The organism is Oxalobacteraceae bacterium OTU3CINTB1, from assembly GCA_024123955.1.
Taxonomy (GTDB): Bacteria; Pseudomonadota; Gammaproteobacteria; order Burkholderiales; family Burkholderiaceae_D; genus Rugamonas.
The window spans coordinates 6,435,402-6,450,390 of the sequence record CP099652.1 but is presented as its reverse complement, the minus strand read 5'-3'; the positions used below and the strand labels follow the sequence as shown (position 1 = coordinate 6,450,390).

Below are 14,989 nucleotides of genomic sequence, written 5' to 3'. Positions count from 1 at the left end.
ACTCTGAACTTGCTTCCGAATGGAGAGATTTGATGCGCACCGCCCTTTTGCAACCTTCCCCGCTGGCAGCGGCAATGACTTTTGCCCTGGCCACCTTCCTGGCGCCGGCCCACGCCGACACCATCATCGACCACGCCAACGGCTACACGCTGACGGCGGCGGGCACCTTGCAGCGTTTCACGTCGCTGGGGTTCGACGATCTGGGACGGGTGATCGTTGTAGGCGGCGAAAAGGACACGGCGGCCAGGCTGCCGGACGCGCAGCACATCGACGCCCAGGGCAAAACCCTGCTGCCAGGGCTGATCGACGCCCACGGCCACGTGTTCGAGCTGGGCGAGATCGCCTCCGGGGTCGACCTGTTCAGCGCGACGTCGCTGGGCGGCGCGGTGCGGGCGGTGGCCGAATTTAGCCGCAGCCACCCGAAGAACGCCTGGATCGTCGGCTACGGCTGGAACCAGGAGGTGTGGAAGCTCGGCCGCTTCCCGACCGCCGCCGAACTGGACGCCGTGGTGGGCGACCGTCCGGTGCTGCTGCACCGGGTCGACGCCCATGCCAGCTGGGTCAACACCAAGGCGCTGGAGATGGCCGGCATCAACAAGGACACTCCCGACCCGGCCGGCGGCAAGATCGAGCGCGACGCCAACGGCAAGCCGACCGGGGTGCTGGTCGACAGCGCCATGGAGCTGGTCAACAAGGTGGTGCCGCTGCCGACGCCGGCGCAGGCGCGCGGCACGCTGGACAACGCGCTGGCGGCGCTGGCCAAGGTGGGACTGACGAGCGTGCACGACGCCGGCATCAAGGTGGCGCAGGACGACCTGTATCGCGACTACGCCGACCACGGCAAGCTGACCGCGCGCGTCTACGCGATGATCGGCGACACCGCCGGCGACTTCGACGAACTGTCCAGGGAAGGCCCGCTCAAGTCCTACGCCAACGACGTCTACGCGCTGGCGGCGGTCAAACTGTATTCGGACGGCGCGCTGGGTAGCCGTGGCGCGGCGTTGATGTCGCCCTACAGCGATATGCCGTCGACCAAGGGCTTGCTGTTCTACCCCAACGATGAGATGCTGGCCAAGATGAACAAGGCGATGAAGGCCGGCTATCAGGTCAATATCCACGCCATCGGCGACGCCGGCAACCGCCAGATCCTCGACGCCTATGCGCAGCTGATCCCCAAATATAAAAACGCGCAACTGCGCCACCGCATCGAGCACGCCCAGGTGGTGGCGCTGGACGACATCCCGCGTTTCAAGGCGCTGGGAGTGATCCCGTCGATGCAGCCCACGCACGCGACGTCCGACCAGAACATGGCCGAACACCGCGTCGGCCCGGAGCGCATCAAGGGCGCCTACGCCTGGCGCACCTTCCTCGACCAGGGCTCGAAGATCGCCTGCGGGTCGGACTTCCCGGTGGAGTCGCCTAATCCGTTCGAGGGCTTGCACGCCGCCGTCACGCGCCAGAACAACGCCGGCGTGCCGGCCGGCGGCTGGTACAAGAACCAGGCGATGACGATGAACGAGGCGTTCCGCTGCTTCACCCTGGACGCGGCGTACGCGGCCCACCAGGAAAACGTCATCGGCTCGCTGGAGCCGGGCAAGTGGGCCGATTTCATCCTGATCGACCGCGATATATTCAAGGTGGCGCCTGAGCAGATCGGCAAGACGGTGGTGCTGCAGACCTGGATGGGCGGCAAGCGCGTGTACAAAAAGTAAAGGGTCGGGCGCAAAAATAGTGGCTTGACTTGGTTGTCTATACAACTTATCCTTGTGGCCATCATCCACAGGAGGAGGCCCCATGACCAGCCATTTAGACAGCGATCCACGATTCGACGCCAGCCGCGAGATCCGCGCGCCCCGTGGTCCGGAACTGACTTGCAAGAATTGGGGCGCCGAGGCGGCGTACCGCATGATCCAGAATAATCTGGACAAGGAAGTGGCGGAAAATCCCAAGCATCTGGTGGTCTACGGCGGCATTGGCCGCGCCGCCCGCAACTGGGAATGCTACGACCAGATCCTGGCTTCGCTGCGCGAGCTGGAAGACAATCAAACCCTGTTGATCCAGTCCGGCAAGCCGGTCGGCGTGTTCCAGACCCACGAGGACGCGCCGCGCGTGCTGATCGCCAATTCGAACCTGGTGCCGAAGTGGGCCAACTGGGAGCACTTCAATGAACTGGACCGCAAAGGCCTGTTCATGTACGGCCAGATGACCGCCGGCAGCTGGATCTACATCGGCACCCAGGGCATCGTGCAGGGCACCTACGAAACCTTCGCCGAGGCGGGGCGCCAGCATTTCGGCGGCGACCTCAAAGGCCGGTGGGTGCTGACGGCGGGCTTGGGCGGCATGGGCGGCGCGCAGCCGCTGGCCGCGACCATGGCCGGCGCGGTGTCGCTGACCATCGAGTGCCAGCAAAGCAGCATCGACTTCCGCCTGCGCACCCGCTACCTGGACAAGCAGGCCGCCAGCATCGACGAGGCGCTGGAGATGATCAAGCTGCACAAGGCCAATGGCGACGCGATTTCGATCGGCTTGCTGGGCAACGCCGCCGACGTGCTGCCGGAGCTGGTGCGCCGCGCCAAGGTCGGCGGCATTGTGCCGGATATCGTCACCGACCAGACCTCCGCGCATGACCTGATCAACGGCTACCTGCCGCAGGGATGGAGCGTGGAGGAGTGGAAGGCCGCGCAGCACGAAGAGGCGCGCCACGCGGCGCTGAAGGATGCGGCCACCGCATCCTGCGCGGTGCACGTGCAGGCGATGCTGGACTTCCAGGCGCTGGGCGCCAAGGTGGTCGACTACGGCAACAACATCCGCCAGGTGGCGTTCGACCACGGCGTGCAAAACGCCTTCGACTTTCCGGGTTTCGTGCCGGCTTACATCCGTCCGCAGTTCTGCGAGGGCCGTGGGCCATTCCGCTGGGTGGCGCTGTCCGGCGATCCGGAGGATATCTACAAGACCGACGCCAAGATCAAGGAGCTGTTCCCGCATCACGCTCAGGTGCACCGCTGGCTGGACATGGCGCGCGAGCGCATCGCCTTCCAGGGCCTGCCGGCGCGTATCTGCTGGCTGGGACTGGGCGAGCGTCACATCGCCGGCCTGGCCTTCAATGAGATGGTGCGCAGCGGCGAGCTGAAAGCGCCGGTCGTCATCGGCCGCGACCACCTGGACACCGGCTCGGTCGCCAGCCCTAACCGCGAGACCGAGAGCATGAAGGACGGCACCGACGCGGTCTCCGACTGGCCGCTGCTGAACGCCTTGTTGAACACCGCCGGCGGCGCGACGTGGGTGTCGCTACACCACGGCGGCGGCGTGGGCATGGGCTACTCGCAGCACTCCGGCGTGGTGATCGTTGCCGACGGCACCGACGCCGCCGCGCGCCGCCTGGCGCGGGTGCTGGTCAACGACAGCGGCACCGGCGTGATGCGCCATGCCGACGCGGGATACGAGACGGCGGTCGCCTGCGCCAAGCGCAACGGCCTCAATCTCCCAATGATCAAATAATCAGAGAACCACCATGACCACCAATGCATTGACCTTGAAGCCCGGCGCGATGACGCTGTCCGAATTGCGCGCTGTATGGACCGCCGCCGCACCGCTGTCCTTGGCCGCCGAAGCCTGGCCGGTTATCGAGGCGTCGGCCGCCGCCGTGCGCGCCATCGTCGCCAAGGGCGACGCCGCCTACGGCATCAACACCGGTTTCGGCCTGCTGGCCAAGACCCGCATCCCGGACGACAAGCTGGAACAGCTGCAGCGCAACTTGATCCTGTCGCATTCGGTCGGCACCGGCGAGCTGCTGTCGGACGCCGTCTGCCGCCTGATCATGCTGATGAAGATCGGCAGCCTGGCGCGCGGCTACTCCGGCGTGCGCCCGTTGATCGTCGAGACGCTGATCGCGCTGTACAACGCCGGCATCATGCCCGCCATTCCGGCCAAGGGTTCGGTCGGCGCCTCGGGCGACCTGGCGCCGCTGTCGCATATGACCCTGGCCATGCTGGGCGTGGGCGACGTGCGCTTCAACGGGTTGATCACGCCGGCCGCCGACGCGCTCAAGGCCGCCGGCATCGCGCCGGTGGTGCTGGCCGCAAAAGAGGGCCTGGCGCTGATCAACGGCACCCAGGTGTCGGCCGCGCTGGCGCTGCATGGCCTGTTCATGGCCGAACGCTTGCTGGAGGCGGGCATGGTGTCCGGCGCCCTGTCGCTGGACGCCGCCAAGGGCAGCGATTCGCCGTTCGACGCCCGCGTGCACGAGGTGCGCGGCCAGCCGGGCCAGATCGCCGCCGCGTCGATCTACCGCCAACTGGTGAGCGACAGCGCGATCCGCGCCTCGCATCTGGTCGGCGACGAGCGTGTGCAAGATCCATATTGCCTGCGCTGTCAGCCGCAAGTCATGGGCGCCTGCTGGGACATCATCGGCAACGCCGCCCGCACCCTGCTGATCGAGGCCAACGCCGTCACCGACAATCCGCTGCTGTTCAAGGACGGCGAGCTGTCGGTGGTGGTCTCGGGCGGTAACTTCCACGCCGAACCGGTCGCCTTTGCCGCCGACACGCTGGCGCTGGCGATCGCCGAAATCGGCAGCATCTCGGAGCGCCGCATTGCGCTGCTGATCGACGCCACTTTGTCCGGCCTGCCGCCGTTCCTGGTGCGCGAGCCGGGCCTGAACTCGGGCTTCATGATCGCCCATGTCACCGCCGCCGCGCTGGCGTCGGAGAACAAGTCGCTGGCGCATCCCGGCAGCGTCGACACCATCCCGACCTCCGCCAACCAGGAGGACCACGTCAGCATGGCGACGTACGCGGCGCGGCGTCTGGACGACATGGCGCAGAATACGGCGGTGATCATCGGTATCGAGCTGCTGGCGGCGGCGCAGGGGATCGATTTCCATCGTCCGCTGACGACGTCTCCGCATCTCGAGCACGTGCATGCGCAATTACGCCAGAAGGTCGCCGTCTACGACCAGGACCGCTTCTTCGCGCCGGATATCGAGGCCGCCAAGGGCATGGTCATGCGCGGCGAGTTGAGCGCGTCGTGCAAGGAGTTGTTCGCATCGCTGCATCCATAACCGGGGGCGCCATGGATTATCAGTTCAAAGCAGGCAGCATTCCCTTGCTGGTGTCCATGCCGCACGTGGGCACGGATATTCCCGACGACGTGGCGGCGGCGATGACGCCGGCCGCCGTCGACAAGCAGGACACCGACTGGCATCTGGCGCGCCTGTACGATTTCCTTGGCGAGATGGGGGCATCGACCCTGTCGGCACGCTGGTCGCGCTATGTCATCGATTTGAACCGGCCGCCGGAGAACACCAACCTGTATCCGGGGCAGGACACGACCGGTTTGTGCCCGGTCGATACCTTCCACCGCGAGCCGCTGTATCTGGAAGGCCGGGTGCCGGACCAGGCGGAGGTCGAGCGTCGCCTGGGTCTTTACTGGAAACCGTATCACGAGCGGCTGCGCGCGGAGCTGGACCGCTTGCTGGCGCTGCACGGCGCGGTGGCGCTGTGGGACGCGCATTCGATCGCCTCCCACGTGCCGCGCTTCTTCGAGGGCAAGCTGCCCGACCTGAACTTCGGCACCGCAGATGGCGTCAGCTGCGCGCCGGGGTTGAGCGAGGCCGTGGTGTCGCGCGCGCTGGCGCAGGAGCGCTTCAGCGTGGCCGTCAACGGCCGCTTCAAAGGTGGGCATATCACGCGCTTCTACGGCAAGCCGGAGGCGAATGTGCACGCGATCCAGCTGGAGATGTGTCAATCGACCTATATGGATGAGGAAGCGCCTTACGGCTACCGCACCGACCGCGCCGACCAGGTGAGGGGGCTGCTGCGCGAGATGACGCAGGCCGCCGCCGACTGGGTGCGCCGATGAGCAAGCTCTTTGCCCGCCATGCGTTGCTGCCGGAAGGTTGGCGCACCGATGTGCTGATAGAGTGGGACGCGGCGGGCACTATCCTGGCGGCGGCCGCCGGCGCCGCCGTGGAGGGCGTCGAAACCGTCGAGTATGCGCTGCCGGGCATGATCAACCTGCATTCGCACAGCTTCCAGCGGGCGCTGGGCGGGCGCACGGAAAAGGCCGGGCCGCACAAAGCCGGCGGCGCCCAGGACAGCTTCTGGACCTGGCGCGACCTGATGTACCGCTTCGCCCGCAACATCACCCCCGTGCAGATCGAGGCCATCGCGGCCCAGCTGTTCTCCGAATGCCTGCGCCATGGCTATACCTCGCTGTGCGAATTCCACTATGTGCAACGCTCGCCGGACGGCGCCATGTACCCGCGCCCGGCCGAAACGGCCGAGCGGGTGATAGCCGCCGCACGGTTGGCCGGAATCGGCGTGACGATGCTGCCGGTGTTGTATAGTTATTCCGGTTTTGGCGAAAGCGCCCTGAAACCCGAACAGCAGCGTTTCAAGACCGACGTCGCAGATGTGCTGCGCGTGATCGAGGCGCTGGAACCGTTGCGCGACGCGCAAACCGAGGTGGGCGTGGCGCCGCATTCGCTGCGCGCGGCCTCGGTGGGACAGATCAACGCGGTGCTGGCGGCTTTGCCGCCGGACCGCCCGGTGCACATCCACATCGCCGAGCAGCAGCCGGAGGTGCGGCAGTCGCTGGACTGGAGCGGGCGCCGGCCGGTCGAGTGGCTGCTCGATAACGTCGCCGTCGACGAGCGCTGGTGCCTGGTGCACGCCACCCACCTGACGCGCGGCGAAGTCGATCGCATGGCGGCCAGCGGCGCGGTGGCCGGCCTGTGCCTGACCACCGAGGCGAACCTGGGCGACGGCCTGTTCCCGCTGGAGGACTTCCTGGCGGCGGGCGGGCGCTTCGGCATCGGCAGCGACAGCCATATTTCGCAAAGCCCGGTGGAGGAACTGCGCTGGCTGGAATACGGCCAGCGCCTGCAGCACCAGCGCCGCAATATCGCGGTGTCGGCCACGGAGCGCCATGTCGGTGATTTTCTGTGGCAGGGCGCCTTGCGCGGCGGCGCGCAGGCGGCGGGACGGCCGGTCGGCGCCTTGGCCCCGGGGCGCCGCGCCGATGTGATCGTGCTTGATGACGATCACCCGAATCTTTATGGCTTGGCGCTGGACGAGGTGCTTGGCAGTTTCGTCTTCAGCGGCAACGACAATCTGGTCAAGGACGTCATGGTCGGCGGCCAGTGGGTAGTACGCAACCAGCAGCACGTGGCGCAGCAGGCGATCGCTGCGCGCTTCAAGCAGACGATGGCCGAACTGAGGGAGTTCCGATGACCCAGCTGATCCAGTATGCAAGCCTGATGCCCGCGCCGTGGAAGAACGGCGGCGGCAGCACGACCGAAATCGCCGCCTCTCCCGCCGGCGCCGGTTTTGACGATTTCGACTGGCGCGTCAGCCTGGCGACCATCACCCAGGACGGCCCGTTCTCCGCTTTCCCCGGCATCGACCGCACCCTGGCGCTGGTCGACGGCGACGGCGTGCTGCTCGATTTCGGCGACGAGCGCGTGGTGCTCAGCCCCAGCGAGCCGCTGATCGAGTTCGCCGGCGAGGATGCGGTGCACGCCACCGTCACCGGCGCCAACACCACCGATTTCAATGTGATGACGCGGCGCGGCCGCTGCCGCCATCGGCTCGAAGCCTGCGTGGTGCGCGGCACGCTGGAGCTGAACCGGCGCGCCAGCACCACGCTGGTGTTCCTGGCCGACGGCGAAAGCCTGTCCGTCAGCAGCGCGCGCGAACGCATCGCCATGGTGCGCTACGACATGCTGGTGATCGAGTCCGAGCAGGTATGGAACCTGGAGGCGGCGCAGGCGACCGTGTTCGTGGTCGACATCATCAATATCTAAAATAATACGAAGGCATGGCATGACCGCGTGGGATGTGTTGTTTACCAATGTGCACCTGGCCACCATGGACGGGGGCTACGGCGAAATCCGCGATGCCGCCATCGCCGTCAAGGACGGCCGCATCGCGTGGCTGGGACCTGTCGCGGCGCTGCCGCCTGACGCGCGGGCGGCCGCCACGCATGACGGGGAGGGCTGCTGGCTGACGCCGGGCCTGATCGACTGCCACACCCACATCGTCCACGCCGGCAACCGCAGCGATGAATTCGAGGCGCGCCTGAATGGCGCCACCTACGAGGATATTTCGCGCGCCGGCGGCGGCATCATGTCCACCGTGCGCGCCACCCGCGCCGCGTCGGAAGACGAATTGCTGGCGCAAAGCCTGCCGCGCGTGCGCAGCCTGCTGGCCGAGGGCGTGACCACCATCGAGATCAAATCCGGCTACGGCCTGACGTTGGAATCGGAGGCGAAGATGCTGCGCGTAGCGCGCCGCATTGGCCGCGACGAGTCGGGCAAATTCCCGGTCGATGTCGTCACCACGTTTTTGGGCGCGCACGCGCTGGCGCCGGAATTCGCCGGCCGCGCAGACGACTACATCGACGAAGTCCGCGCCATGATCGCGCCGCTGGCGGAGGAGGGCCTGGTCGACGCGGTCGATGCTTTCTGCGAGCGGATCGGGTTTTCGCATGATCAGACGGAGCGCGTGTTCCAGGCGGCGCAGGCGCATGGCTTGCCGGTCAAGCTGCACGCCGAGCAGCTGTCCGACCAGCGCGGCGCGCAGTTGGTGGCGCGTTATGGCGGCCTGTCGGCCGACCACCTCGAACATTTGACCGGCGACGGCATCGCCGCGATGGCCGCCGCCGGCACGGTGGCGGTGCTGCTGCCGGGCGCCTACTACTTCCTGCGCGATACCACGCCGCCGCCGGTGTCCGCCTTGCGCGCTGCCGGCGTGCCGATGGCCGTCGCCACCGACTGCAATCCGGGCACGTCGCCGATGACGTCCGTGCTGCTGGCGATGAACATGGCCTGCACCCTGTGGCGACTGACGCCGCTCGAGGCGCTGTCCGGCTGCACGTCGCACGCGGCGCGCGCGCTGGGCCGGCAGGCGGATATCGGCACCCTGGAACCGGGCAAGCGGGCCGACTTCGCGCTGTGGCGCATCGCCCGGCCGGCCGACCTGTCCTATGCCATCGGCATGAATCCCTGCGCGGGCGTGGTCAACGCCGGCGTATGGCGTTCGCCGCACGGTTAGGCGTTCGCGCGGCGGCTTTGCAAAAAATCGTTCCGTTGCCGGGGCTTTCGGTTACATTATCCCGATTCCACAACCTGTAACAGGAACACCATGTTTGCCTTGAAATCCCAGCGCGTCGCCGTCATGCTGCTGCGCGCCACGCCGTCGACGCCGGCCGGCGCACGCAGCCTGCGACGCGAAGACGCACCGGCGCTGCGGCGCGATCTGCTCGGCGCGACAATGCGCACGGCCAGCAGCGACGTCAAAGCGCCTTCGACGGCGAGCTACGGGACGCCGATGCCGCGGATGGGGTCCTGATGCGGGGCTGGTTGGGCGGGGCGCTCCTCGCACTTGGAGTGATGATCGGCGGCGCGACCGCCGCGCAGGAAGCGGATACGCTGCACGTCGGCTCCAAGCGTTTCACCGAATCCTATATCCTTGGCGAGGTGCTCACGCAGACGGCCGCGCCGCACGCCAAGGTCACGCACATGCAGGGGCTGGGTAATACCGCCATCGTGCTGGCGGCCTTGCAGGCAGGCCGCATCGACGTTTATCCGGAATACCTGGGCACCATCGATCTGGAGATTCTCAAGCACACCAAGCCCGCGCCGCTGGAGCAGATACGGCGGGAACTGGCGCCGATGGGGCTGGGCGTGGCGGTGCCGCTGGGGTTCAACAACACCTATGCGCTGGCGACGCGCGGCGACGCCGAGGGCGTGCACAAGCTGAGCGACCTGGCCGCGCGCGACAAGCTGCGTTTCGGGCTGTCGCATGAGTTCATCGGCCGCGCCGACGGCTGGCCGGGCCTGGCCGCCCGCTACGGGTTGAAGCAGCGGCCGGAGGGCCTCGATCACGGCATCGCCTACGAGGCCTTGATGCAGCGCCAGGTCGACGTCATCGATATCTATTCGACCGACGCCAAGATACGCCAGTACGGGCTGCGGGTGCTCGACGATGACGGCGCCTACTTCCCGCGCTACGACGCCGTGCTGCTGTACCGGCTCGATGCGGCGCGGCGCTTTCCCGCCGCTTGGAAGGCGATCGGCCAGCTGGAGGGACGTATCAGTGCGGACGACATGATCGCCATGAACGCCGCCGCCGAAATCGACGGCAAGAGCTTTACCCATATCGCGCGCGACTGGCTGGCGGCGCGCGCCGCGAAGGCCGCCGGAACGTCCGCCGCCGCCACCGATGCCAAAGCGCCGCCGGCCGCGCGCGACGGCCTGCTGGCCAAGATCTTCGACAAAAATCTGTGGCCGCTCACGCGCCAGCATCTGACGCTGGTGCTGTTCGCGGTGGCGATGGCGTGCGTGATCGGCATTCCGCTGGGCGTGATGGCGGCGGTGTTCCCGCGCCTTCGGCAACTGGTGTTGGGATTGACTGGCGTGCTGCAAACCGTGCCGTCGCTTGCCCTGTTGGCGCTGCTGATCCCGCTGTTGGGGCGCATCGGCACCGTGCCGGCGCTGGTGGCGCTGGTGGTCTACGCGCTGCTGCCGATCGTGCGTAACACCTGCACCGGCCTGTTGCAGGTGTCGGCGGGGCTGCGCATGGCGGCGCTGGCGCTGGGCCTGCGGCCGTCGCAACGTATGATGCTGGTGGAGCTGCCGCTGGCCCTGCCGGTAATCCTCGCCGGCGTCAAGACGGCGGCGGTGCTGAGCGTGGGCACGGCGACCATCGCGGCCTTTATCGGCGCGGGCGGCTACGGCGAGCGCATCACCATCGGCCTGGCGCTCAACGACAACGACATGCTGCTGGCCGGCGCCATTCCGGCGGCCGTGCTGGCGTTGCTGACACAGGCGGTGTTCGAGCTGCTGGAGCGGTTTGCCGTCCGTTCCCGGTCACAGCGACCGTAGCTTGGAGCGGACCGCGCCGGGGTTACGCCTGCGCCGACAGCTCGGTCAGCGCTTCGCCGGTGACGCGGCAGATGCGCCACTCCGGCATGACGGTCGCGCCCATGCCCTCGTAGAGTTTGATGGCGTTGGTGTTCCAGTCCAGCACCGACCATTCGAAGCGGCCGCAGTTGCGTTCGACCGCCAGGCGCGCCAGCGCCACCAGCATCTGCTTGCCGTAGCCCCGGCCGCGACAGGCTTGCTTGACGTACAAATCCTCCAGGTACAGGCCCTTTTTGCACAGGAAGGTGGAAAAGTTGTGGAAGAACAGCGCGAAGGCGACGACCTCGCCGTTGGCCTCGCCGACCAGCGCCTCGCAGCCCGGTTTGTCGCCGAACAGGCTTTCATGCAGCATGGACTCGTTGGCCACGACCATGTGTTCGAGTTTTTCAAACACCGCCAGCTCGAAGATCATGCCGAAAATGGCGGAGACGTCGGCCGGCTCGGCCGGGCGGATGGTCAGGTCGGAGTTGTTCATCAGGCTGCTTCTGCACTTTCTTTTATGACGGGGGAATCGGATTTGAGCGCCCAGGCGACGCTTGCCAAGCACAATACCATGCCGATCCATTCCAGCGGTCCGGGACGGAAGTGTTCGAGCTGGATCGACAACAGTACCGAGATCACCGGCGTGACGACGGTGATATAGACGGCCTTGTCCGAACCGATGCGGTGGATCAAGGTGAAATAGGCGGCGAACGCGATGACCGAGCCGAACAGCGACAGGTAGAGCAGCCCGCCCCAGTACTTCGGTTCGCTCGACAAGGTGAACGACTGACCGCTGGCTAGCACCCAGGCGGCGACGATCAGCGTGCCCCACATCATCGACCAGGCCATCGTCAGCAGCACGTTGGACGACTCCACGCGCACCTTGACGACCATCAGGTTGCCGACGGTGCTGGCGATGGTGGCCGTCAGCGCCAGTCCGAGGCCGAGCAGGAAATGGCCTTCGCCGCCGGTCATGATGTCGCGCCACGCGCCCTGGATGGAGTGGAAGAACAGCAAGGTGACGCCGGCGACGGCGATGATGCCGGCGTTCCAGGTGCGCCAGCTGACCGGCGTGCCGAAGGCGACGCGGTTGAGGATGGGACTCCAGAACACCATCAACGCGAACAGGACGGCCACCAGCCCCGACACCAGGTATTGCTCCGACGAATAGGTGCAGATGTAACTGAGCGCGAAGGTCGCGCAGCCCTGCAGCATCAGCCAGCGCTGGGCGCGCCAGGGCAGCATCAATTTGTCGCCGCGCACCGCGCACCAGGCGAACAGCGCGGCGGCGGACAGGCCGAAGCGGTAGGCCACCGAGACGGCCGGCGCGACGTCGCCCAGTTGCAAGGTGATGGCGAAGAAAGTGGAGCCCCAGATCATGCAGGCGATAGCGAAGAGCAGTGGCGAGGACATCGAACAAGTATAGCTGGCTTAATGGCAACTTGCCTAGCTGCCACCTTTTGGCGATGTCGCGTCGCTGACGGGCCGCGTCAGTAGGCAAGCCGGAAGCGGCGGTACAAAAAGCCCAGTACGAACAGCGGCCCGATCAGCAGGAAGCGCAGGTCGTCGAAAAACGACGGCTTTTTGCCTTCGATCTTGTGGCCGATGAACTGGCCGATCCACGCCAGCACGAAGATCGCCAGCGACAGCGGCAGCACCGCCTGTTGCGGCAGCGCGGCCAGCACGGCGAGCATGACGGCGGCCATCACCAGCATGCCCAGCGCGAAGGGTTTGGACAAGGTGAGGTAGTAGACCAGCGACGCCACGGTGACCGCGACGGCGGCCAGCGGATGGATCGCCCATACCAGCCCCAGCAAGGTGAACACGATGACCGGCACGCAGATGAAGTGGATCATTTCGTTGGTAGGATTCAGATGGCTCTCGCTGTACTTGGCGAGCAACAGATCGATGGTGCGCGGTTGCGGCATGGTTGTCTCCTGCGATTGTTTTTATGGCGCGGTCTGGCCGCCGGTAAATTCTACACCCGTTTTTCATGGAGGCTGCCGAGGCCGCTTCCTGCGGCGACGCGCCGTGGCCGGCTCCGGTAAAATGCCGACATGCCCGACGACACCGATTTGATCTCCCCGGCGCTGACCGGCCTCGCGCCCGTGGTCGACGCGCGCACGCGCATCCTGGTGCTGGGCAGTTTTCCCGGCGCCGCCTCGCTGGCCGCTCAGCAGTATTACGCGCATCCGCGCAATTTGCTGTGGCCGATCCTGTCGGCGTTGACGGGGGAGCCGCTGGCGCAATTGCCGTATGCCGAGCGGTTGCCGCGGCTGCTGGCGCATGGGTTCGGGCTGTGGGATGTGCTGGGGGCGTGCGAGCGCGAAGGCAGCCTCGACTCGGCGATCCGCAAGCCGGCGGCCAACGACTTCGCGCGGCTGCGCGAGCTGTGTCCGTTGTTGGAGACGGTCGGCTTCAACGGGCAGACGTCGGGCAAGTTCGCGCTGCAATTCGCGGCGGAGGGCTATCGCACTGTGGTGCTGCCGTCGACCTCGCCGGCCCATGCTTCGCTTTCCTTGGCGGAAAAACTAGAGCGCTGGAGAAGCCTGCTGTGATTGGCGGGAGTCTGCGTAGATCGGTGTCAATGCGCGCCGAACACACGATCCAACGCCGTCTGGATTTCAAACTGATGCAGACCAGCAGAACCCGCTTTGACTTTGAGTTCACTTAATGGGATGGCACCCATTTGCGGCGTGTCGAGAAAATGCCGGATGCCGTTAACTTCTATCAGCGGGAACAGGTCGCCGGGTAGCGCCAGTGATGAAAACATGGCCAAAGTGCGTAGTGGTATCACGATTCTAGTCGCCAGCCCGCTGATCACATTGCTTTGGACATCGATTAGGTACGGGATTTTTCCCTTGTTTCTTCCCGGATTCTCATAGATATCGAAACGCGCCATTAGAAGCCGCGCCACTCTTGCAGTGCCACGCCTTCTGCTGCAACTTGTTCGTTATACGTTGCGATGAAGTCGGCATGCAGTTCGTTCCAAAGCGGTTCCTTGCGCGCCTGTATCTCCTCAAGCAAACGTTGCTCGCAAACTTGGGAAATGTTGATGCCGAACTTTTTCGCCTCCACGTACACGTCCGTAGCCAGGCTGACGTTGGTTGTCTTCTTTGGCGATGTTTTTGACGCATGCGAAGCTACGCGGGCTGGTTTCATGTGGACTCCATTGCGCATCATGAATGTGGGTGATCACCAAGCATTATACGCCCCCTTTAGCGCTAATCGGCCGCCGCGAAATGCGCCATCGGGTCCGCGTCGGCTTTACTAACGACGGCCGGGCGATGGTGCGCGCATGGGTGCCCCAACATCGCATGAAGTCCAGGCGGGGCGATTAACCGGCGTCTGAGCGCCTTGGGATTTATGTGGTCCGAGTGGATGCTCTTCGCCTAGTTGGTGCCTTCGCACACCACCACCCGCACCACCGTCTCCAGATAATCCTCGAACCCCATGCGCAGATAGACATCGTGTGCCGGGTTGGCGCGCATGACGTGCAGGAAGGGCGTGTCGCCGCGCAGCATGTGGCGGCGGATCAGCTTGCCGATCAGTCGCTTGGCCAGCCCCCGTCCCTGATAGTCGGGATGCGTGCACACGCCGCTGATCTCGCACAGCCCCGGCGCGCGCAGGCGCTCGCCGGCCATCGCCATCAGCCGCTCGCCGTCGAAGTAGCCGAAGTACTCGCCCAGCTCGATGGTGCGGATGCCGAACGGCCCCGGCTTGCACAAGGTGGCCAGCTCCAGCGCCTGCTGCGCGTGCTGCGCACGCAGCGGCAGCGCCTCGGGCGCGGGATCTTCGGCCGGCATGGCGCCGGCAAAGACCATGCGGAACATCGTCGTCTCGGCGTCGATGCGCCAGCCGGGCGGCGCGGCGCCGGTCCAGTTTTCGCAATAGAAGTGTTCGCCCGGCGCGCAGTGGGGCGCGAGCGCGGCGAAGTCCGGCGCGGCGCTGTCGGCGAAGGCGAGGATGGGCGAGAAGCCGGCGGTATAGCGGCGCGCGCAGCCTTCGCCGCTGGCGTGCTGGGCATGCGCGCCGGTCAGCGTGTGCCAGAAAATGTGGTCGAGTAGTGAGTTGTTTTGCATC

Annotated in this window: 16 protein-coding genes; 10 read left to right on the top strand and 6 right to left on the bottom strand. The window is 66.2% G+C overall.

Annotation, left to right across the window (positions count from 1 at the left end; genetic code table 11):
- The first annotated feature begins 74 nt into the window (after positions 1–74).
- The 9 genes from NHH73_28115 to NHH73_28075 all read left to right on the top strand — a co-directional run bounded on the left by NHH73_28115 (position 75) and on the right by NHH73_28075 (position 10,885).
- Positions 75–1,712 carry an amidohydrolase gene (locus NHH73_28115; protein USX26380.1) on the top strand — a complete coding sequence of 546 codons (1,638 nt, stop codon included), beginning with the start codon at positions 75–77 and terminating at the stop codon, positions 1,710–1,712.
- A gap of 82 nt (positions 1,713–1,794) precedes the next feature.
- Entirely contained in the window at positions 1,795–3,498 is a 1,704-nt protein-coding gene (locus NHH73_28110; GenBank protein ID USX26379.1) for a urocanate hydratase, read from the top strand.
- A gap of 13 nt (positions 3,499–3,511) precedes the next feature.
- Positions 3,512–5,059: a histidine ammonia-lyase gene (gene hutH, locus NHH73_28105; protein ID USX26378.1), complete on the top strand. Its 1,548-nt coding sequence runs from the start codon at positions 3,512–3,514 to the stop codon at positions 5,057–5,059.
- 11 nt (positions 5,060–5,070) lie between these two features.
- Positions 5,071–5,859: an N-formylglutamate deformylase gene (gene hutG, locus NHH73_28100; protein USX26377.1), complete on the top strand. Its 789-nt coding sequence runs from the start codon at positions 5,071–5,073 to the stop codon at positions 5,857–5,859.
- Positions 5,856–7,232: a formimidoylglutamate deiminase gene (locus tag NHH73_28095; protein USX26376.1), complete on the top strand. Its 1,377-nt coding sequence runs from the start codon at positions 5,856–5,858 to the stop codon at positions 7,230–7,232. Before hutG ends, NHH73_28095 begins: the two co-directional genes overlap by 4 nt.
- Positions 7,229–7,804 carry a HutD family protein gene (locus NHH73_28090; GenBank protein USX26375.1) on the top strand — a complete coding sequence of 192 codons (576 nt, stop codon included), beginning with the start codon at positions 7,229–7,231 and terminating at the stop codon, positions 7,802–7,804. The genes NHH73_28095 and NHH73_28090 overlap by 4 nt, the downstream gene beginning before the upstream one ends.
- 19 nt (positions 7,805–7,823) lie before the next feature.
- On the top strand, positions 7,824–9,053 hold the full coding sequence (gene hutI, locus NHH73_28085) for an imidazolonepropionase (protein ID USX26374.1): 1,230 nt from the start codon (positions 7,824–7,826) through the stop codon (positions 9,051–9,053).
- Positions 9,054–9,143: 90 nt separating this feature from the next.
- Positions 9,144–9,350 carry a hypothetical protein gene (locus tag NHH73_28080; GenBank protein USX26373.1) on the top strand — a complete coding sequence of 69 codons (207 nt, stop codon included), beginning with the start codon at positions 9,144–9,146 and terminating at the stop codon, positions 9,348–9,350.
- A gap of 41 nt (positions 9,351–9,391) precedes the next feature.
- A complete protein-coding gene (locus NHH73_28075) occupies positions 9,392–10,885 on the top strand; it encodes an ABC transporter permease subunit (protein USX29732.1) in 1,494 nt (497 codons plus the stop codon).
- Positions 10,886–10,907: 22 nt separating this feature from the next.
- Here NHH73_28075 and NHH73_28070 read toward each other — a convergent pair whose 3' ends face one another.
- The 3 genes from NHH73_28070 to NHH73_28060 form a co-directional block, all read right to left on the bottom strand.
- The gene (locus tag NHH73_28070; protein USX26372.1) at positions 10,908–11,399 is read right to left on the bottom strand and encodes a GNAT family N-acetyltransferase; all 492 of its coding nucleotides are present in this window, start codon (positions 11,397–11,399) and stop codon (positions 10,908–10,910) included.
- Complete coding sequence (locus tag NHH73_28065) at positions 11,399–12,319, bottom strand: EamA family transporter (protein ID USX26371.1); 921 nt, start codon at positions 12,317–12,319, stop codon at positions 11,399–11,401. The genes NHH73_28070 and NHH73_28065 overlap by 1 nt, the downstream gene beginning before the upstream one ends.
- 77 nt (positions 12,320–12,396) lie before the next feature.
- Positions 12,397–12,834, bottom strand: a complete 438-nt coding sequence (locus tag NHH73_28060) for a DUF962 domain-containing protein (protein USX26370.1) — start codon at positions 12,832–12,834, stop codon at positions 12,397–12,399.
- 129 nt (positions 12,835–12,963) lie between these two features.
- Here NHH73_28060 and NHH73_28055 point away from each other — a divergent pair, with 129 nt between their 5' ends.
- Positions 12,964–13,464 (top strand): DNA-deoxyinosine glycosylase, encoded by a 501-nt coding sequence (locus tag NHH73_28055; GenBank protein ID USX26369.1) that lies wholly within the window; start codon positions 12,964–12,966, stop codon positions 13,462–13,464.
- Between the two features lie 26 nt (positions 13,465–13,490).
- Here the strand turns inward: NHH73_28055 and NHH73_28050 are convergent, their stop codons facing one another.
- The 3 genes from NHH73_28050 to NHH73_28040 form a co-directional block, all read right to left on the bottom strand.
- Positions 13,491–13,808, bottom strand: a complete 318-nt coding sequence (locus NHH73_28050; protein USX26368.1) for a CcdB family protein — start codon at positions 13,806–13,808, stop codon at positions 13,491–13,493.
- Positions 13,808–14,068, bottom strand: a complete 261-nt coding sequence (locus tag NHH73_28045) for a type II toxin-antitoxin system CcdA family antitoxin (protein ID USX26367.1) — start codon at positions 14,066–14,068, stop codon at positions 13,808–13,810. The genes NHH73_28050 and NHH73_28045 overlap by 1 nt, the downstream gene beginning before the upstream one ends.
- Positions 14,069–14,298: 230 nt before the next feature.
- Positions 14,299–14,988: a GNAT family N-acetyltransferase gene (locus NHH73_28040; protein USX26366.1), complete on the bottom strand. Its 690-nt coding sequence runs from the start codon at positions 14,986–14,988 to the stop codon at positions 14,299–14,301.
- Position 14,989 lies beyond the last annotated feature (1 nt).